The organism is Gilliamella apis (assembly GCF_002142155.1).
Classification (GTDB): Bacteria; Pseudomonadota; Gammaproteobacteria; order Enterobacterales; family Orbaceae; genus Gilliamella; species Gilliamella apis.
Window position 1 is genome coordinate 17,122 of sequence record NZ_NASD01000019.1, and the last position, 20,069, is coordinate 37,190.

The window sequence follows — 20,069 nt, forward strand, 5'->3', positions numbered from 1 at the left end:
ACTAAATAATAGTTGATATCAAAGTATTCAAGGTATTACTGTTTCTAAGAAAATCAACAATAAACTCCTTGTATTAATGATATTTTTAGTAAATATATTATTGAAATAAATTACTTAACTACTAATAACGCTCAGCTAGTCAAATAAGCATGACTGATATCATATTTAGTTGCAGGAATTCTAAATTAATTTTAGTTTTTCATTGAGTTTTGATAGATAACGCTATCTTTATTGACACTAGATTGTTTAAATGAACAATTAGTTATCTGCTGATGATATTCTGCCATTGTTGAGTTAGAAAGAATGATGACATCAATTTGTTGAAGTGGAGCGAATCCAAAAGTATCATTTTCTTCAATTCGACTTGGTAGAAGTGCGATGCGACAATGAGCGTTGTTTAATAATAATTGATATCCTTCCATCAATTGACCATTAGATATAGCAATTTCATCATCGATGTTGATTGCCTCTATTTCAAATATAACAGTAGTTAATTCATATTTAGTTAAGATCGTTTGCACATCTTTTTTATCAAAGTTGGTATATTTTTGGTTAAATACTCCTCCAATTAATACTATTTCTCCTTGAATATAATCTTTTGCTAACATAGCAAAACTTAAATCATTTACAAGCAATGTGAGATTTTTCTTATTATATAAATATGGTATGAGTTTACTGGTTATCCTACCATTTAATAAACATACTGTATCACCATCATTAATGAATGATAAACATCGCATAATCAAACTAATATCTGAGTAAGAGTTATTGGCTTCATTGTTTGAGTCGAGATGAGATTTATCAAAATTGTCTTTTGGCTGTAAATATATAGCTCCGCCGAAGGATCGTTTAAGATAACCTTGTTGTTCTAAATAATTTAAATCTTGTCGTATTGTGACACCCGATACATTTAATAATTCAGATAATTCATCAACTTTAACTTCACCTTGTTTTCTAACTATTTCGGCAATATCTAATCGTCTTTTTAACAGTGAAGTATTTACTTTAGCCAATTTATTTACCTCTTTAAAAAATTATGTATTAATAATTTCTGCAAAAGCAGATGATGAAATACTTTTTCTAATAAAACTTAAATTTATGATCTTTTGCTCATTACTAAATCAGCGATAATCCTTATTGTTAGCATTATAATGAATTGTTTATAATGATGTTTCTATAAAATAATATAAAACAGATTATCTTACTTATATTACTTATATTATTATGATATTAAATATATACTTAGCTTTATTATCTGCCTTATTCTTTTTTTATAAATGTTGAACTAACGTTAGTTAGGGGCAAATAAAAGTAGCTGCTTTATGATTAAAAAATTAACCAATATACAAATCCATAACAATACAATCATTATTGATGGCCATGACAGTAAAGTTCATATAGATGGAACTTGCTTAGAGGTAGCTCTATTAACAGCTGAAAATAATATTTTGTTATTTGTTACTTTTGATTGTCCATTTGAAGAAATTTTAGCTATTTATTTATTCGATTTACAACAAAATCGAATAATTGATAAAGCGATGATATATCAAATGTATTATACAGGTTTTTTCAGTGATTTAGTGATTGTTTCAGAAAAAAGTCTGTCTTTTGAATTTATGATCGAAGGCGGTTGGACCTTAGCGTTATTTGATAAACCCAAAAAATCGCTAAGTCATTTATTACCCATGTCAATGGTGAAGCGTCCTTTTTCATTAACAAGATACTTTAGTCTAAAAAGAAATGTTTAATTCTATACTAAAATTGTTAGCCTCCAGTTCTATGCCTATTTATAAATAAAAATCATGCTCTAATCTAATTTGTCTATTAACCATTTCGATGAGGACATCGAAATTATCCATTAGCATAAAATAGATAATCTTTTAATAATATTGCTACGCTTTAAAAGATGATAGTACTTATCTGGTTAGGTTAATAAATTCAGTTAAGTTGATAATGGAGAGAATCAAATGCCAAGTATTACAATTTATACTTCAGAAAATCATAAGATTGAAAATGAAGCTTTTTCTGAATTTTCAATTTGTTTAAAACAGTTAACCCAAAAAGTGTTGAAAGCCAAAGATGATAATATACACATAGCTTATTTAACAACTGATATCGGTTATGGAAGACCGATCTATTTTGAAGCCAAATTAAGAAAAGAAGTTTTTCGTAATGAAGAGGTGATGAAAACCTATTTACATCAGGTTGATTTATTAATTGAAGAAAAAATGGCTGTTAAAGCCAGAATTCGTTGTTTTATGTATGACGTCGACTATATATTTGCTAAAAATTAAAGGTTTCTAACTATGAATAACGAATTTTCAAACAAAGAACTAGGAAATATTTTAGTTACAGCAATTAGTGATGGTTACTTGGAGGTTAACTTTGATTTACTGGCAAATATTGATTTTGCAGAGTGTGAAAGAATCCAGCGAAATGCTCATCAAAAAAAACTAAATGCCGTGCATATCAATACATTTTTAGTTCAAAAACAAGGAATGAATATTCTAATTGATGCTGGTGCTGGTGGAGTAAAAGGTTGGGGAGGAGAATTAGTTAATAATTTAACTAAGCTAGGTCTTAAAGCTACAGATATCGATGCTATTCTATTAACTCATGCTCATCCAGATCATATTGGCGGTTTGCTTACTTCAAATGGAGAAGTTGTTTTTCGAAATGCTAATTTATTGATTAGTGAAGATGAGTATAATTATTTGCAAGATGAAAAATCTTTCCTTTCCGCTTCAGAACGTGTAAAAAATAATATTATTTTAGCTCGCAATGTTTGCAAACAGTATCAAGATAGATTGAGTTTCATTAATAAAAATCAGGTATTTCCTAATATATTTGCTATTCCTCTACCAGGCCATACACCAGGACATACGGGTTATAAAATTGTTGGTAGTAAGCAAAGTTTATTAATTTGGGGGGATATTGTCCATTTCCCATATATTCAATTATTAAAACCAAATGTCTCTATTGCTTTTGATTATGATCCGAAATTAGCAACAGAAACACGTTCCCAAGTGCTAAAAATGGTTTGTCGCGATAACATGCTTGTTGGTGGTATGCATTTTGGATCCAAAGGTTTCGGTTATATCAAGAAAAATCGAACAGGATATGAAATAGTTATAGATGATTGATTAAGTATGGTTATTTATCAAAAATGATTTTTTCATTGGATTAATAGGTTAAGTACTTTTATATTAACTGTAATGTGAATTAGCGTTATTTTATAAATTCATATCCATTGCAAGTTATATCTTTATCATATTTCTTAAATAAAAGTTATTATCAATAGCCTATATAGCTTAATCGAGGATCTTGAAAAACTGAAGTAATCATATTAATCAATTTGTTGATGTCAAAATAAGAATAGTTTGTGTGATGGACCAATTCGATTTTGAACTCATTAAATTGTTTGTCTAGCTTATGTAGTTTAATTTTGTTTTTTATCTCATTACTAATTGAACAACGTAATACTAATGCGATTCCTTTTCCTAATGCTATATTTGAAAAAAGTACAGGATAAGATCCACATTCAATTACTCGTTCTGGTTTAATATTACAGGCATTAAATAACATTTCGAAGTTTCGTTTTGATGTTGCGCATTGTTTACTACTGACCAAAAAAGTTTTGCCATCAAGATTAGCAATATTGGTAATTGTTGGGTGACTTTTATCTGTTGCTATAACGAGTTCAGATGCAAGTAGTATTTTAGTTGTATGTTTTTCGTTTGAAAAGCCAGAACCAATAATTACAATATCAAATTCATTTTTATCATAAGCATTGAGTAAACTGAGAGTATTGCCGATGGTAATATTAATATTTAATCCGAGTTCTTGCCCTAAATTAATTAAGGACGTAATGATATAAGGAGGTAGGCATTCAATTATTCCAACATTTATATTTGCATAATTTTCTTTGCTATTGGCGATATTTTTTTTGCAATCGTCCGCTAACTTTAAAATTTTGAGTGCATATTCATACAATATCAATCCTTGTTTAGTTGGAATGCATCCTCCAGTTTTTCTGTCCAACAAAAGGGTATCAAGATTGTTTTCAAGACTTTGTATTCTATGAGAAATACTCGATTGGACACGATTCAAACGCTCAGCAGCTAAGGTTATATTACCTGTTTCTACAACTGTTACGAACGCTTGAAGTTCACTTATTTTCATTTAACACCTTATGTTATAAATCAATTTGATATAGGGACTAATAGATAGTTTTTGGATTTGTGAATAATTTTCAAATAATTATATTTAAATAACAATGTTCGAATTAAGAATCATATTGTAGTCAAACTAATATGTACTGCATTTTCAGTTTAGAGCCAACACTATTACCGAATCAATTATCTAAAATTGGATATGATTAAGGCATCTATCTTTTCGATAAGGTATTCGGTTTTATTCATTGGTTTTCTTGTATTGTAATAAATATAATTTTTAGTAATAAATTCATTTAATTACTTTATAGCAAAATGGTTACACAATCAAATGACTGAACATGATTATAGATCTTCTAAACAACGCGTATCGTTTGTTAATGTTGTGTATCCAAATAGGCTATTGATAATACGGCAATTCAATATAAATACTTATTAAAAAGATAAATTAATATGATAAACAACCATACACAAGAATTTGGTAGTTCAAGACCTTATTTTGCTACAGCAGCAATTTTAATCGGCGTCGGGATGTCGGCATTAGATGGTTCAATTGTGAATATTGCATTACCTTCTATTGTTAATGTATTAGATATTGAGGTGTCATCAAGTATTTGGATTGTTAATAGTTATCAGATCGCTAGTGCTGCAACTATGCTAATTTGTGCATCATTATCTTCAAGGGTTGGAGAAAAACTTTTTTTTAAATTAGGCATGTTGTTGTTTACGCTCTCATCTTTGGGTTGTGGTCTTTCGCCCAACTTCTCAATTCTTGTTGTTATGCGAATGATGCAAGGAATAAGTTATGCAATGATGATAAGTGTTGGGTTAGGTTTGTATCGAACTATTTTACCGGCAAATATGTTAGGAACAATATTAGGATTAAATGCAATGGTCTTTGCAGTAGGTACCGCCATTGGGCCTGCATTGGGAGGCTTTATTATTTCATATTTAACTTGGCCTTGGCTCTTTTATATCAACATTCCGCTAGGTATCCTCGCTATAACACTTTCTTTTGTTTTTTTAGGCAAAGATAGCGAAAAAGGAAAAGGATTTGATTGGTTAGGCGCTATAAGCTCGGCAACTGCATTAGGGTTAACCGTAATTGCGGTTGATCAAATAGGACATTGGGATAATAAAACCCTTATATCTTGTATTTTTGTTGCGATAATTTTATTTATCATATTCATTAAAGCTCAACATCATGCAAGATATCCATTATTGCCTTTAGATATATTTCATTCGAGGATATACAGTTTTGCTGTAATTTCTTCAATTTTAATTTTTATCGCTCAAGGTATAGCATTGGTCAGTTTACCATTTATATTACAACATACTTATGGTTACTCAGTACTTGAATCCGCATTTATGTTTACTCCATGGCCTGTAGCTGTAGCCTGCTGTGCACCACTAGCTGGAATACTTTCTAATCGTTTTAATCCAACTAAAATATCTTCAATTGGTGCAGTGCTTTTTTGTTTAGGGTTAAGTTCATTAGCTTTTTTATCTGAAACTGTATCTACAATTAATATCCTATGGCGAGTCGCTGTTTGTGGAGTTGGCTACGGTCTGTTTATTCCGCCAAATAATAGAGAAATGTTTACTAATGTTAAACATAATCGAACTGTTATTGCCTCAGGAATGTTGTCTACAGCCAGAACAAGTGGCCAGTCAATTGGTGCTGCTATTGTTATGGTAATAATAATCTCATTAGAGGGTGATAAAGGAATAGATTTTAAACGATTTGTTTTTTATGCTTTTAGTTGTGCCAGTTTTATTGCCTTATTTTCATTTATTGCTAGTATTTCACGCATCCACAAAATAAAGTAATCAAACAATGAACACTATTATTTATTTCTAATCATCAGGTTAATAACAATAATACTTATTAGAGCCAATAAAAAGGCAATTAAATAATTAAAGTATTCTGCAATTGTCATTGAAATAGAGGAACCAATTATTTCAGAGAATAATAAGCTGCTCTGAAAAATAGCATAATCTGTAGCGGTTTGTTTTCCTTGCTTGGCAAAAATCATCGTGATGGTATAAATACTAACATTAATCGTTCCTATACCAATACCTAAAATAGTCATCATAATGGTAGTCGTCATAGGATTAATATAATCAGGCATATAGTAAAGTAAACACCAAAACAGAATTAGGAAAAATAATAAAGAAAAACCAAGTTTAAGCGTCTGATAAGGGTGTTTAGTTTTTAATAAATAGGCTGCAATGGCACAACCTAAAAGCATAGTTAAATAACCACCAATACCGGTATAGATACCAACATCACTCACAGAGAACCCATGATCCAGTAAAATAAATTTAGTTGTGGTTAAAATTACCGAACCAGCAAAAGGTATCATTATCGCAAGCAATAGCATATGGTAAGCATTTTTTCGTTTAAAAAAATTGTTGATTCTTGCGCGTGAATTGGATCGTGAATTGTGGCCTAAATTGGGCTCTGTCCATATAGTGAGTTGTAGAATCGATACAAAAATAATCACAACTAACAATAAGATACTATAGGTTTTTCCTAAATAATCATAACAAACGGTTACACCAGCCCCACCGATAAGCATACCAGTAATATTGCCCATCACTTGAATACTATTTATCTGGCTAATCGTATTGTTTTGCGATAAATCAGCTGCCAGTCCATCAGTTGCAATATCGAGTGTTGCAGAAACGATACAGGATAAAATAATAACTAGAAGAAGATAAGTAGTAGTTTCTGATGTAAAAGGGGTGAAGGCGATGATGGTTATAAGTATTGCTAATAAACATTGCATTGGCAGTAACCAGCTTTTCCGATAGCCAATTTTATCTATCCAGTGATTTTCAACTATTGGCGCCCATAAAAATTTAACGACCCATGGTAAACCAGCTAGCGGAATCATTGCTATTACAGCTAATGAAACACCTGAATCACGTAAGAGGATAGGGTAGGCGTCAAAAGCTAATCCGACGGGAATTCCTTGTATAATATAGAGCTGTGCAATAATAAATAAAAAATAGTTTTTTTGTTTATCTGCGGAGATGGTTTTATATTCCATGAGGTGTTTTATAAGCTTCTATAAATAAATATATTATAGATTCTATGCTCCAAAGAGTATTAGCTGATAAATGGTAGCTTTATTTTGTTGTAAACGCAAATGATATTTGTTATCGTTTATTTGTTTGGAGGATATATGCATTTGGATAAATTACCCAATAATAAAAAAAACAGTTCATTCATTGAGTTACAACATGGTTTAGCGGTATGTGTGAATAGTGCCGATGATCTAAATGCCATCGATATCAGTAAAGCATTTCCTAGTAGTGATAAATGTTTATGTTTTAATTGTCAGTTACAAGGTAAGTTGAGTTTGCAAGTTAAAGATAGGAAACTTGTTACCCATAAAGGGGATTTGACTTTCGGCTTTGCTGATGGCGAGACTTTTCATCTACAACACTCTAAAGATTTTTGTAACATTGAAGTTATGATAATGCCTGAATTATTGGATGTTTTACTCGGCGAAATGGATTTTCAATTTTCTAATTTGGATAAGAAAGTGAATTTTTTCCTGCATCATCATCCTATTCATCAAAATAGCAATGTATTATCTTGTGCTCGCGAGCTATTCTACTTGATGCAAAACACGGACCAATCAAATCGATTATTAGTCTATGCCCATGTATTAAAATACTTAAATTGGTACTTCAAGTCTTTTGATAATCATTTAGGGCGTCAAGAATTTACCCAATGGGAGTATAAACAATTTAATGATGCACGTGACTATTTAATCAGTGATTTAACCAATCCACCAACCATTGATTGGTTAGCCAAGCAGGTTGGTCTTAATCATAGCAAGTTAAAAAAAGGATTTAAGCAGATTTTTGGTAAAAGTATTTATGCCTATTATTTGACGGAAAGAATGAATAAAGCTAAACAATTATTAATCGAAAATAGTGTTACTGAAACAGCTATTATGCTGGGATATAGTAATATTAGTCATTTCAGTTCAGCATTTAGGAAACAGTTTGGTGTGTTACCTAAAGAGATGCGCCGCCAGCATTCATATAATAATGTTAAATAGTGGCAGCACAGATCAAAGTTACTAATATTATGTTGTTACATAAAACATGTTAATAGTTATAAATGAAACCAACGCCGATTGTTCTCCCTCTGCCTGGTGATCCAATGGTTGCATCTGGACCATCATGAGACAGCGCCGGAATATGATATCCCCATAAATCATAAGATTTATTTAATAGATTATCACCCCATACATAAAATTCAGCATTTTCAGTTTTAACGGCAATTCGAGCATCAAGTTTGTTATAAGCTTTTAAGCCAAATTTATTTTGCACATCAGCTTGGCGAGAACCAATATAGCGATCGGTTATTTGCGTTTCCAATGAAATTCCTGAAGCTAAATTAAGCGGTATAGAGTGCAAAATGGTTAAATTAGCATTCCAATGCGATGTATCCGGTACTTGGTTATGTTTTTTCACATGAGCTAAACTTTGGCTTGGAGTGCCGACGATTTTAGCATTGGTGTAACCTATGCCGCCGGTAAAGTCCAAGTTTCCAGGCGCTTTCCAAAAACCATCTAGCTCTACACCATAACTTCGGATATCATAATTTTCAACCACAGAGACAAATGTTGCTGGATTATAAGCCATTAAATGTTCACGTTTAGTATCGTTATAAAATAATGCCGTATTTAATCCTACAGTATTATTTTCAGTCTTTAATCCAATTTCATAAGTGTTTACATAAGCTGATTTATAGGCTTGGTCTGAATAACCCAATGTGGCAAAATCGGTCCCTTCATCATTAAAACCACCAGTTTTATATCCTCGTGAATAAAGACCATACAAGGTTGCATAATCATTAAGTAAAAAGTTCAAACCTAGTCGGCCAGTGGTAAAATTATCGGTTATTTTTTGCTTATCAAAAGCCAAGGTTGGTTTATTTTTATTATTTTCAGCATAAATTGAGTTAGCTAGCCATTTTGCATGATAATTCTTCTTTTCGTAAGATTGACGAAGACCGGCTGTTAATTTGAGTTTTTCTGTAACAGGGTAGGTGACTTCACCGAACACACCGACATTATCTGTTTCAAATTGTCTTCTAATGTTAGCATTCAATGCATTACTTGGATAAAACACATCCATAACATCATAAGTATTTCTATGACGATCATTGGTATAGTAGTTTATACCTGCTACCCAAAATATTGGTGCTTCAGGTTTAGATGAAACTCTAAATTCTTGATTGAAAAGATTTTCTTTGGTTAAATAAGACCAATTAGATGGTGGTGACATACCGCTCAAATGGTGGTACAACCTACCTTCATAAATTGGTGATCTTTTGTCATTTTTACTATACGAATAACCGGTAATAGAACTCAATAAGCTATTATCCAACTCATGTTCCACTTTAAAATTGAAACGATAAATATTTTTATCATTCTTATCGCTGCTATTAGGAATGTTAATTTTTGGATGGTGACCGTATGGACGCATCATATACATATCGTCCATACCCATAGCCTCTTCTATTTCGGTAATAAATGAGATAGATGTGAGTTCGGAAGCTTCCCATAATAATGTACCTCGAGCGATTTTATTTCTAAGAATACTCACCGGTTTATGGTCATTAACATTTTCTAGAATGCTATCTGCTTCATCATAACGGACAGCAAAACGGCCACTTAACTGCTCGGTTAAAGGACCACTGATGACACCTTCCGTTAATATTTGATGGTCTTGTCCAAATTCGGTTCTAAAAGCTGATTCAAAATAGCGAGTTGGTTTTTTCGAAATAACGTTGATTGCACCTGCCTCGCTATTTCGGCCAAATAATGTACCTTGAGGGCCTTTTAGTACTTCGACACGCTGAACATCAAGTAAATTTAAGGTCGTATTACTTTTTGATTGAGGCATCCCATCGACATTAATACTAACCGAGCTGTCATCGCCACTCATAGGTAATACAGAACCGACACCACGCATTCGAATAGATTTCGCTGCTCCCATATTACTAATTACTTGTACGCCAACGGTATCGTTTAAAGCTTTTTCTAAAGTTGTTTCCCGTCGGTCAACTAGTTTTTTATCGTCAACAATATTGACCGTAAATGGAATATCCTTGGCAGACTCTTTTACATGCCTAGCAGTAACGATTAATTGTTCTACTTGATCACTATCGTCTTTTTTTTCAACTGTATCTGCCATTGTGTTGAACGATAAACAGAAAATACCGGCCATTAACCACGGTGAATTAATAATGCTTTTGTTAGAATAAAGTAAAGCTTTATTCGTTATTTTATTGGTGAAAACTAATTTGTATCTCATACTTTTTTCCTAAATTCAGCCATAACCCAAATAACCAATAGGGGTATATTTTTGCTTCATTAATAAATTGATTATTTAACGTGCTACTTAGTTAGCAGCATTGATATGTTTAAATAAGAATAATTATCATTTATAATGTAAATGTTTTGCTAGGAAAGGACTCCCCATATTGGGCAAAAATAACCGAATCAGGTCTGTTTTTTGCTAATTTCACTGTTTTTTTATTTAATTAATTGATTTATATATGAAATATTTTGCTGCTATTTTCTGAAATTTTGTGCTTATAAGCATGATATTGCGAAATGTTAGGTTGAATAATCGCATCATTTGAAACTATCATTTAAATAACAAAAAATTATCTCTCATATCTAATATTCTTAACTTTGTCACTATATGTTATTTAGCATTTATATCGTTATTCTAAATTAGTTGTTAATCATTCTCTGTTACAAGGTGATTCTTATAAATTATTTAGTATCTATAGCTATATTTGATTACTGACCTCTGATATGCCAGCCTCATGATAAACGTCTTGCATCAACTGATTTAAATATGGCTATGAAATATGTAAATAAGTGATCAAAATCAAAATATTTAATATTTCAATTAATAATCTAAATTTGCACAAAAAAACATCTTATTAACCTTTGGTAATAAAGGTTAAGCATATTGTTTAAAAAATGGCTCAATACAAATGTTATTTTCCTTAATTCATTTAATATCAATAAATTAAATGAATTTCTCATGATGAAAAAACAAATGTTTGATAGGTTTGACAATAAGTTTGCAATATGATAAAAGATCACCGTTGATAATGATTATCAATATCATTTATAATCAATTTTATCTATATAAGGATAAATAGCATTCTGTTTAAAAAGTAAAAAATAGCTGTTTAACAGAATGTTATTTCATAAAAAACGACAAATAAAAACATTGAGGATGATGTTTTTGGGACGTCGGTAACAATTCAGAATTGTCTAACATATTTCAGCGAGAGTTTCACACTTATTTTCGACTGATTGGAATATACGGTTGTTTTGTTTTACTCAATAAAACGAACACACTAACAAACCAAAAATCGGAATTTTGGGTTTGGTACCAGCTGGTCATTAATATGCAGCAATATGTGAATAACATTGTAACAGGGTTTGTATATGAAAAGTTTGAAGTCTAAATTAAGTTTATTTAGTTTGTGCATGATTAGTGGCTACAGTGCAGTTAGTATGGCAAATGAGACTAGTAATAAAAAAGAAACACAACAACCTGATGATATAATCATTGTCGTCGGCGAAAGAGTTGACCGCAGCGAGGTTGAAACCGGTTCAAGTGTTAACATTATTACCAATAAAGAACTAGAGCGTCGTCCAGATCTGTACTCTTTAAATCAGGTATTAAAGGAAACACCTAATATCATAGATACAGGACTGGGAAACGAATTACCCACAATCCGCGGTATTGAAGGTTCGAACTCGCCTGGTTCTATGGCATTCTTTACCGGTGCGCGCCCTCGCTTTAACGTTTCAATCGATGGCCGTACCTCAAACTATAACGAATTGGCTTACGGTAATAAATCATTATGGGATATGAAGCAGATTGAAGTGTATCGCGGTCCGCAAAGCTATGCGCAGGGGCGTAATGCTATTGCCGGATCGGTGGTTATGCAAAGTAACGACCCAGTCAATGAATACGAAAGTGCAGTAAAGTTTGATTACGGTAATCAAAACCGTCGCCAGTACGCAGCGATGCTTTCCGGGCCTGTAGTTAAAGATGAATTATTATTACGCCTGAGTATGGATCGACAAGAGCGACAGTCATCTGAACATCTTGCTGATTATTATCCGGCAGGTAACTCGCGTAAATTTGAAGCAACTACAGTGAGAGCAAAGCTTTATTGGTTACCATCAACACTCCCCGATTTTTATAGTCGCTATACGTTTTCCCATATTGACTCACGAGCGCCACAGGGCGAGTTCAAGCCACGTAATAAGTCTGAAACTTACCGGGCAGTATTTCAAGTACGGTCAGCGAGTAATATTTGGGATATTGGTTATCAAATAAATGATGCTTTAGAATTTGAAAATAAAGTTATTTATTCAAACTATATTCAGGATCGTTATGCGCTTTCATCCGGAGGGCCAGCTCGGGTTGAAGGTCATGAAGTTCAGGTTGAGCCAATATTGAGATTCAATTCTGGAGATTATCGCGGTTTAGTCGGTTTGTTTTATTACAACTCACCTCAAGATGAATCGGTACTATTACTTAAGAAAAACAATTATCACGATAAAACTGAAACTAAAGCGATATATGGCGAAGTAACGTTTAACCCTCTAGCATATATTGAAGTAAATATGTCTGCTCGCTATGAACAAGAGGATCATAAACGTAACGGAGGAAAACTCTTTGTTGTGAACTACAAAAGTAAAGAAAAGGAATTCCTGCCTAAACTTGACGTAGCCTATCTTTTTAACGACGCTCATCGCATAGGTGTCAAGGTAGCACGCGGTTATAACCCAGGAGGTGCCGGAATCTCATTTATTCCACCTTTTGCAACATATGAATACGATACTGAATATGTGTGGAGTTATGAGTTGTATCATCGTTGGATTTCACCAAACAAGCGACTAAAACTTAGTACCAATCTATTTTATAATGACTATAAAAATTTACAGCTTCCTTATTATAATATTTTTGGTAGCCCAGTAATTGATAATGCCGATAAAGCAGTGACTTATGGTGTAGAGTTTAATCTTAATTGGCAAGCAACAAATGATTTAAATCTTTTTGCAGGCGTAGGGTTGCTGAAAACTAAAATTAAAGAATTTTCAGGGAATCCAAATTATAAAAATAATAAACTCAGCCGTTCTCCCGGTTATACATTCAATATAGGTAGTTATTATACATTGCCTGCGGGCTTTGAAATTGGAGCTAACTTAAATTACACCGACTCTTATTACTCATCCGTATCGAATAGTAAAGATTCAAAAACTAACGGATACTCACAGGCAAACGCGTATATAACCTATAACTTCAAACATGGCAATATAAAGCTCTATACCGAAAATGCATTTAACTCTGATAAAAAAACTAAAATTATTGATGGTGGGTATACAACTTATCAACAGCCTCGTATGGTGGGGATTTCTACTGAGCTGAAATTTTAACACTGATAGTCACTATATTACTATCAGTGTGATTTAAGGTTAAATTATATGAACAACTCAAATAATACTGGATTTCTCCTGTATTGATATAACTGACTAGATTCTATTAATGGAACCGTTATGCCTACTTTGCCAGTATAGTTCGCTTAGCAAAGCAAAAAACTTAATCAAAGAAAAAATTTTCAGTAGTAAAAAGATTAGCCTGTTGCAAGTGTAGGCGAAGACATTCGAGATTGATGTGTTATGTTTGGATGCAATAACCTAGAGATTATATCTTATTGCATGATAAATATGGACTAAGGAGACACTTAATTATGAATCACACGGATATATTTCTGCCAGTAAAGAATAAAGTATCTCATTCTATATTTTTGGCATCAATTGCACAGGTGCTTAAACTGAGTATTTGGCTAATGTTGATCTGGGTTTTACACCAATTGATGTTGGATACCAGCGTCTTCCCGGGATTGCCGATTGTCTCTCTACTTGTTCTGAGTATTCTTTTTTATACGCTGAGAACTTATGCTCATGATAAGTCTCACTATGCGGCATTTGAACTAGAAAAAATATTACGAACTAGGCTTATCAAAAAGATCAATCAATTACCTATTGAAACGGTTAGAAACATGGGCAACGGGAATCTTGTTAAAACATTAATCGATGATATTAAAGAATTACATGCCTTTGTGGCTGATGCTCCGCCCTTAAAAGCCGAGGCATTCGTTACGCCAATTTTTACCTTGCTGGTTTTATTTATCTTTAATTGGGTCTTTGCAAGCATTGTATTTGCCATCACTTTAGTTACTTTTCTACTGCTGAGTTTTATCATGAAAAAAGCTAAGCTTTTAAAGGAAAGCTATAATAATGCAACTATTCAAATCAACAGTAAAATCATTGAATATATTCAGGGAATGAGTGCGGTAAGAACATTTGATGCCGGGGAGGGAGCATTCGGTCAATATCAAAAAGCACTGGAAAACTATAGCCAGGTGGTCTTTCATTGGTTGCAATCTATGCGATTGTCTACAAAAATTGCTCGCAGCCTTTTCTCCGCTATGCCGATGAGTATCATATTAGTTGTTGGATTGAGTTTAGCCCAACTAAATGACCAAATCTCATTTATCACGACGTTCTGTTTTTTATTGCTGGCGATCGGTATTGCAGAAAGTGTTCATCCAGTGATGAGTCTATTTCAGATATTACAAAAGTCAAAGGCAGCAATAGAAAGGATATTTGAAGTTGAAAATCTACCAATTTTAGAGGCGCCTTCCAACCCGCTATTACCTGATAATAATGAGATAATTTTCAAAAACGTTGGGTTTTGTTACCAGAATTCTGACACTGTTTTATCCAATATCAATATTAAAATTCCTGAAAATTCATTTACTGCTCTTATTGGTACATCTGGTTCTGGCAAGACGACGCTAACCAATCTCATTCCACGCTTTCTTGATGCAACCTCTGGAACGATAACTTTAGGTGGAGTTAATATAAAAGAGATTGAATACGCTGAACTTATGTCGAGAATCTCATTTGTTTTTCAGGATAACTTTTTATTCTCATGCTCGATCGCAGATAACATACGCTATGGGTTAGAGGATATCTCTGATGAAGATGTTATTGAAGCCGCCAAAAAAGCGGAAATTCACGACTTCATTTTGACACTTCCTCAACAGTATAACACTCTGGCAGGAGAAAGAGGGCAGCTATTATCCGGTGGTCAAAAACAGAGGATCACCATTGCCCGAGTTTTTTTACAAAATCGACCGATCGTTATTTTAGATGAACCGACGGCTTTTTCTGATGCCCGAAATGAGGCCTTGTTGTTAAAAGCCTTTAACCGTTTAATTGATAAAAATAAAACTGTCATTATGGTAACCCACCGCTTATCGACGATTGTCAATGCTGACCAAATAATATTATTGGATAAAGGAATGATTAAAATTCATGGGACACATAATGATTTAATCGAAAATTCAAGTGATTATAAATTGTTATGGCAAGAGTATAACAAAGCAAAAGATTGGTCGATTCCAGTCAATAATTTGGCTGATGGAGAAAAGTGATGAAAGAGTATATTAATACAGACACACGCACAACAAAATCATTGCTGAAAACGTATATTGGCTTAATCAATGCGGCTGGAAAGCAAAAAAAAATATTGATCCGCAGTCTGATTTATACTGTGATCTCCTCTTGTCTGTTTGGCGTTTCGTTGGTTTTACTATATCCCTTATTTGCAGCGCTAGAAACCAAAAATGTTACTGCAACAGTTACTCATTTAATTATTGTCGTTGTTCTATTAATGGGTAGTTTTATTTTTAAGGTGCTTTGTGAACGCTATGATGCGGATGGTTATTCGACATTGGCAGTTACCGAGCTAAGGGAAAAATTAGGTAACAAGCTAAGACATATTTCCTTAGATTATTTAAGTCAGTTTAGATCTGGGGAAATAAATTACCTTATGATGCAAAGTGTCAATGAAGCGGCAGTATTTACATTTATGCTACTCAATATCATCATTACCGGCGTGGTTATACCTCTATCAGCTGCAATAGCCTTGTTATTTTACAGTTGGCAACTTTCTTTGATGATGCTTTTGGTCTTTCCAATGGCAATTCCACTCTACCTGTGGCGTAGGAAGGCCTATCGCAGAGGTTTTAGCATTCTGGCAGAAGCCAATGCCAAATTAAAAGGGGAAGCTGTCGAGTTTGTACAAGGACTTGATGTATTAAAATCGACAGGCCAAACCAAAGAGAAGATGACAGAATTTATTAAGGTAACAACAGATGTGGCAAATATACTGCGTATTGGCACGAAAAAAGGCGAAAAACCTAACTTAATTATCACCATTGTAATTCAAGTTGGTTTGATCCTTATCATCTCGTTAGGTGCGTATTTGGTGAATGCTGGAAACATTTCCTATCTCTTACTAGCCAGCGTGTTATTAATCGTTGCTCGTTCCACGGATGTATTAAACTATTTTGTACAAATGTCATCGATGCTTGAATCATTGGTTATAGGGTATGAAAAATTGCAGGAACTGTTGAATGCACCATCATTACCTGAAAAAAAGGCAGAGATTATGCCTGATCACTATAATATTGAATTTGAACGAGTTAACTTTTCGTACCGAGGGCAGGACAAATATGTGCTTAAAGATATATCCCTTCAGATCCCAGAAAAAGCATTAACTGCTTTGGTTGGTGCCAGTGGTTGCGGTAAGACTACAATAACCAAGCTTATTCTTCGGTTTGCTGATGTTAAGTCAGGCAGTATTAAAATCGGTGGTATTGATATTCGAGATATGTCTCAGAGTCAGTTAATGAGCCTAGTCTCTGTAGTATTTCAGGATGTTTATTTGTTTCAAGACACCATAATTAATAATATTAGAATGGCAAAATTATCCGCTAGTGACGAGGAGGTCATCGAAGTTTGTAAACAGGCAAATTGCCACGAATTTATCCAGAATTTCCGCGACGGTTATCAAACACAACTGAATGATATTGGCAAAAGTCTCTCTGGTGGGGAAAGGCAACGTATCTCTATTGCCAGAGCTATTTTGAAAAATGCCCCTATTCTTATCCTCGATGAGCCAACTGCCGCACTCGATACTGAGAATGAACTGGCAGTGCAAAAGGTGATTAATAAGTTAGTACAAGGAAAAACGGTATTAGTTATCGCCCATCGAATTTCAACTATAATCGGAGCTAAGCAAATTGTGGTTATTGATAAAGGCGAAATAGTGGAAAGTGGTACTCACCAGCAGTTATTGCAACATAATGGGATTTATAAGGAGTTTTGGCATCTTCAGCAAAATTAAACTCATCTGTGGCATTAATGTGCTGTTACCCATAGCGAGTTACGAAGTGTAAACAGTCTGGAGCTCATAAAACGGTACATAACCGGTAAGTTGTTATGGGGAGCATGTTGGGGCATGGTCAGTAAGTACAACAATCATATTGTACATACTCTCTTCATTGCTCACCAACTCAGGTACCCGAAACGTCCCTAAGTGAGCCTTTAGAGAAATATCAACGGAATATTGTTACCCTTTTAGTATCTATATTAAAGTGTTTAAATAGGATTTTTTTCTTTTTCGATTAGTGCGTAAAGTACATGCTTAATCTGCTCACCAGGATTGCTAGCATTTTGTAAGATGAGTCCCTCCGTGAGGGCTATAAATATTTGAGCCAAAGATTCATTGGGTAAAGAGGGTTGTACTCCTTCTGATTTGAAAACAGAACATATGATTTCACCTAGCGATTCATTGTTTTCTCGTTGCAGTTGGTCGTAGTACTGTTTGAAGTTTTGATCTCTGCTAGCAATAAGCTGCATTTCTATGTCTAAAATAACACAAATAGTATTGTTTTTTATTTGATCAACATAGCTGTTTAATCCATTTATCGAGATGGTGTTATGTTCATTATTAATAGCAAGCGCTGATTTTAAGTTGAATCTTTCTTCTGATTTAAGTTTGTCTGTGAGTTGTAGTAACAAATCGTATTTATTTTTAAAATTTGAGAAGAAAGCACCTTTTGAGAAACCAGCTCCTTCACTTATCGAGTTGATACTTGTTTTGTCAAAACCAAATTTCATAATTTGTTCTATTGCAGCTGCAAATAACATTTCTTTGGTTTCTTGCTGTTGTTGTGTTCTCGTTTTCCTTTGCATGCTTTATGTACTTAGTTACTTCACAGATTCCAAATATTTACGTATTTTAAAAAACGTTTAAAAAACGATAAATTTATGACTAAAAAATATTGCCAATTATAAAAGTTGAGAATAACATATGTTTGTTGAAATACCAAAAGGTATCTGAATACCGATTGGTATTTTATGCCAAAATAGAGCTATTTAATGGAGGATTTTAGCAATGAACGTAGTGTTTGTAACAGGTGCAACAGGATTATTAGGCAGTAGTATTGTAAGAATTTTGATTGATCGCAACATTAAAGTAAAAGTGTTGGCAAGGTCGGTAGAAAAAGCTAAAAAGCAATTTCATAGTCCTTTGGTTGAGATAATTGAGGGCGATATATTAAATATAAAAGGCTTCAGTTCGCATTTAAAAGGATGTGATGCATTATTTCATTGTGCGGCTTTTTTTAGAGATAATTATAAAGGTGGTAAGCATTGGGATGAACTTATTAATACGAACGTAAAGGGTACAGAACAAATATTAAAAGCGGCCTATGCAGCAGGAATCCGTAAGGCAGTATATACCTCATCCATTGCAACTTTATGTGGTAAAAAAGGGGAATTAATTAATGAAACCATGCGACGCCCTATAGAAGGTAGTGATAATTATTATAAAAGCAAAATTTTAGCAGAAGAAAAAGTTAAAGAGTTTTTAAGTAATCATCCTGATATGTTTATAACCATTGTATTACCTGGTTGGATGTACGGTCCTTTTGATATGGGGCCAACTTCATCTGGGCAATTAGTATTAGATTATGTTGCTGGAAAAATGCCAGGTATATTACCTGCAAGTTTTTCAGTCGTTGATGCTAGGGATGTTGCAGAACATCATATTGCTTCTTTAGAAAAAGGTAGAAGTGGTGAAAAGTACCTTGCAGCAGGGCGTTATATGGAAATGAAGGATATTTTTAAATTACTTGAAAAAAGCACTGGTGTAAAAATGCCAACTAAGCGGATCCCTTTATGGTTATTAAAGGGTATTGCAATGGGGCAGGAAATTTATCACGTATTTACACGTAAACCTATTTTATTAAGTTATTCGTCCGTGAAGTTGATCGGAAATGAATACAAGCGCACACATTTTAGTCATGAAAAGAGCGCAAAGGAATTAGGCTGTAAATTTAGACCGTTAGATGAAACGTTTAAAGATGTTGTCACTTGGTACAAAGAAAATAATTACATTTCCTAATAATCATTAGGTACCGTTATGACGGATATCATTTCAGGTGGCTTAATTCATCAAACAATTTAGATACCGATGATATATTAACCTGCAGCGAGCTGATGAAGCTTGCTGAAAGAAAATGCTATATTTTGAAGTCATTACGCATTTAAAAAAGGTGGTTATGTAGCTCTTTGTTTGCCAAACGGTAAAGAAATTGTGAGTTTTTATATTGCTTCGTTGGGCGATGAGTTTATTCCTGTATTACTTAATCATAAGTTGATGGAACGTGAGTTGGTTAAGTATTTCTATTATTGGTCACTGATAGTGCTACATTTGATGCACGTCAGAAGGTTATAAAGAATAGAAAACCTCCGCCACTAGCCAAAAATATGATGATGGATTATGGTATAAAGGTGGTGGAAACCAGATTTTCTTTTCTCCAGAAGCAAATAAAGTATTTGCCTGAAAAGTATCAGTATAGTTGTATGTAGGTATAGATGAACACTTACTAAATGAAAGGGTATT

Annotated in this window: 14 protein-coding genes; 9 read left to right on the forward strand and 5 right to left on the reverse strand. The window is 33.3% G+C overall.

The genetic code is table 11. From position 1 onward, the window contains the following. Positions 1 to 191 precede the first annotated feature (191 nt). A complete protein-coding gene (locus B6C84_RS08930) occupies positions 192 to 1,013 on the reverse strand; it encodes a DeoR/GlpR family DNA-binding transcription regulator (RefSeq protein WP_086320601.1) in 822 nt (273 codons plus the stop codon). A gap of 309 nt (positions 1,014 to 1,322) precedes the next feature. Here B6C84_RS08930 and B6C84_RS08935 point away from each other — a divergent pair, with 309 nt between their 5' ends. The 3 genes from B6C84_RS08935 to B6C84_RS08945 all read left to right on the forward strand — a co-directional run bounded on the left by B6C84_RS08935 (position 1,323) and on the right by B6C84_RS08945 (position 3,143). Then, positions 1,323 to 1,748: a hypothetical protein gene (locus B6C84_RS08935; protein WP_086320600.1), complete on the forward strand. Its 426-nt coding sequence runs from the start codon at positions 1,323 to 1,325 to the stop codon at positions 1,746 to 1,748. Positions 1,749 to 1,967: 219 nt separating this feature from the next. Then, positions 1,968 to 2,294 carry a hypothetical protein gene (locus tag B6C84_RS08940; protein ID WP_065651153.1) on the forward strand — a complete coding sequence of 109 codons (327 nt, stop codon included), beginning with the start codon at positions 1,968 to 1,970 and terminating at the stop codon, positions 2,292 to 2,294. Between the two features lie 12 nt (positions 2,295 to 2,306). Then, on the forward strand, positions 2,307 to 3,143 hold the full coding sequence (locus tag B6C84_RS08945; protein ID WP_065651152.1) for an MBL fold metallo-hydrolase: 837 nt from the start codon (positions 2,307 to 2,309) through the stop codon (positions 3,141 to 3,143). Between the two features lie 151 nt (positions 3,144 to 3,294). Here the strand turns inward: B6C84_RS08945 and B6C84_RS08950 are convergent, their stop codons facing one another. After that, the gene (locus tag B6C84_RS08950) at positions 3,295 to 4,182 is read right to left on the reverse strand and encodes a LysR family transcriptional regulator (protein WP_086320599.1); all 888 of its coding nucleotides are present in this window, start codon (positions 4,180 to 4,182) and stop codon (positions 3,295 to 3,297) included. A 443-nt stretch (positions 4,183 to 4,625) separates the two neighbouring features. Here B6C84_RS08950 and B6C84_RS08955 point away from each other — a divergent pair, with 443 nt between their 5' ends. Beyond that, a complete protein-coding gene (locus B6C84_RS08955) occupies positions 4,626 to 6,002 on the forward strand; it encodes an MFS transporter (protein ID WP_217332147.1) in 1,377 nt (458 codons plus the stop codon). A gap of 17 nt (positions 6,003 to 6,019) precedes the next feature. On the opposite strand, the gene B6C84_RS08960 is transcribed toward B6C84_RS08955, so the two are convergent. Then, positions 6,020 to 7,228, reverse strand: coding sequence for an MFS transporter (locus tag B6C84_RS08960; RefSeq protein ID WP_086320597.1), 1,209 nt, complete (start codon positions 7,226 to 7,228; stop codon positions 6,020 to 6,022). Positions 7,229 to 7,363: 135 nt separating this feature from the next. Between B6C84_RS08960 and B6C84_RS08965 the strand changes: the two genes are divergently transcribed. Further along, the gene (locus tag B6C84_RS08965; RefSeq protein ID WP_165754910.1) at positions 7,364 to 8,251 is read left to right on the forward strand and encodes a helix-turn-helix transcriptional regulator; all 888 of its coding nucleotides are present in this window, start codon (positions 7,364 to 7,366) and stop codon (positions 8,249 to 8,251) included. Positions 8,252 to 8,300: 49 nt separating this feature from the next. On the opposite strand, the gene B6C84_RS08970 is transcribed toward B6C84_RS08965, so the two are convergent. Next, positions 8,301 to 10,517 (reverse strand): TonB-dependent receptor, encoded by a 2,217-nt coding sequence (locus B6C84_RS08970; RefSeq protein WP_086320595.1) that lies wholly within the window; start codon positions 10,515 to 10,517, stop codon positions 8,301 to 8,303. Positions 10,518 to 11,674: 1,157 nt separating this feature from the next. Here B6C84_RS08970 and B6C84_RS08975 point away from each other — a divergent pair. The 3 genes from B6C84_RS08975 to B6C84_RS08985 all read left to right on the forward strand — a co-directional run bounded on the left by B6C84_RS08975 (position 11,675) and on the right by B6C84_RS08985 (position 17,504). Further along, on the forward strand, positions 11,675 to 13,681 hold the full coding sequence (locus B6C84_RS08975) for a TonB-dependent receptor (protein ID WP_086354155.1): 2,007 nt from the start codon (positions 11,675 to 11,677) through the stop codon (positions 13,679 to 13,681). 314 nt (positions 13,682 to 13,995) lie between these two features. Next, positions 13,996 to 15,747: an ABC transporter ATP-binding protein gene (locus B6C84_RS08980; protein WP_086354156.1), complete on the forward strand. Its 1,752-nt coding sequence runs from the start codon at positions 13,996 to 13,998 to the stop codon at positions 15,745 to 15,747. Further along, complete coding sequence (locus B6C84_RS08985; protein WP_086354157.1) at positions 15,747 to 17,504, forward strand: ABC transporter ATP-binding protein; 1,758 nt, start codon at positions 15,747 to 15,749, stop codon at positions 17,502 to 17,504. The genes B6C84_RS08980 and B6C84_RS08985 overlap by 1 nt, the downstream gene beginning before the upstream one ends. A gap of 254 nt (positions 17,505 to 17,758) precedes the next feature. Here the strand turns inward: B6C84_RS08985 and B6C84_RS08990 are convergent, their stop codons facing one another. After that, positions 17,759 to 18,355, reverse strand: coding sequence for a TetR/AcrR family transcriptional regulator (locus B6C84_RS08990; protein WP_086354158.1), 597 nt, complete (start codon positions 18,353 to 18,355; stop codon positions 17,759 to 17,761). Between the two features lie 202 nt (positions 18,356 to 18,557). On the opposite strand from B6C84_RS08990, the gene B6C84_RS08995 reads away from it, so the two are divergent. Then, complete coding sequence (locus B6C84_RS08995) at positions 18,558 to 19,568, forward strand: SDR family oxidoreductase (protein WP_086354159.1); 1,011 nt, start codon at positions 18,558 to 18,560, stop codon at positions 19,566 to 19,568. Positions 19,569 to 20,069: the final 501 nt, after the last annotated feature.

What these genes read in the sequence shown, in the direction of transcription:
- B6C84_RS08935 (WP_086320600.1), top strand. Translation starts at nt 1,323, where the DNA reads ATGATTAAAAAATTAACCAATATACAAATCCATAACAATACAATCATT.
- B6C84_RS08940 (WP_065651153.1), top strand. Translation starts at nt 1,968, where the DNA reads ATGCCAAGTATTACAATTTATACTTCAGAAAATCATAAGATTGAAAAT.
- B6C84_RS08945 (WP_065651152.1), top strand. Translation starts at nt 2,307, where the DNA reads ATGAATAACGAATTTTCAAACAAAGAACTAGGAAATATTTTAGTTACA.
- B6C84_RS08950 (WP_086320599.1), bottom strand. Translation starts at nt 4,182, where the DNA reads ATGAAAATAAGTGAACTTCAAGCGTTCGTAACAGTTGTAGAAACAGGT.
- B6C84_RS08955 (WP_217332147.1), top strand. Translation starts at nt 4,626, where the DNA reads ATGATAAACAACCATACACAAGAATTTGGTAGTTCAAGACCTTATTTT.
- B6C84_RS08960 (WP_086320597.1), bottom strand. Translation starts at nt 7,228, where the DNA reads ATGGAATATAAAACCATCTCCGCAGATAAACAAAAAAACTATTTTTTA.
- B6C84_RS08965 (WP_165754910.1), top strand. Translation starts at nt 7,364, where the DNA reads ATGCATTTGGATAAATTACCCAATAATAAAAAAAACAGTTCATTCATT.
- B6C84_RS08970 (WP_086320595.1), bottom strand. Translation starts at nt 10,517, where the DNA reads ATGAGATACAAATTAGTTTTCACCAATAAAATAACGAATAAAGCTTTA.
- B6C84_RS08975 (WP_086354155.1), top strand. Translation starts at nt 11,675, where the DNA reads ATGAAAAGTTTGAAGTCTAAATTAAGTTTATTTAGTTTGTGCATGATT.
- B6C84_RS08980 (WP_086354156.1), top strand. Translation starts at nt 13,996, where the DNA reads ATGAATCACACGGATATATTTCTGCCAGTAAAGAATAAAGTATCTCAT.
- B6C84_RS08985 (WP_086354157.1), top strand. Translation starts at nt 15,747, where the DNA reads ATGAAAGAGTATATTAATACAGACACACGCACAACAAAATCATTGCTG.
- B6C84_RS08990 (WP_086354158.1), bottom strand. Translation starts at nt 18,355, where the DNA reads ATGCAAAGGAAAACGAGAACACAACAACAGCAAGAAACCAAAGAAATG.
- B6C84_RS08995 (WP_086354159.1), top strand. Translation starts at nt 18,558, where the DNA reads ATGAACGTAGTGTTTGTAACAGGTGCAACAGGATTATTAGGCAGTAGT.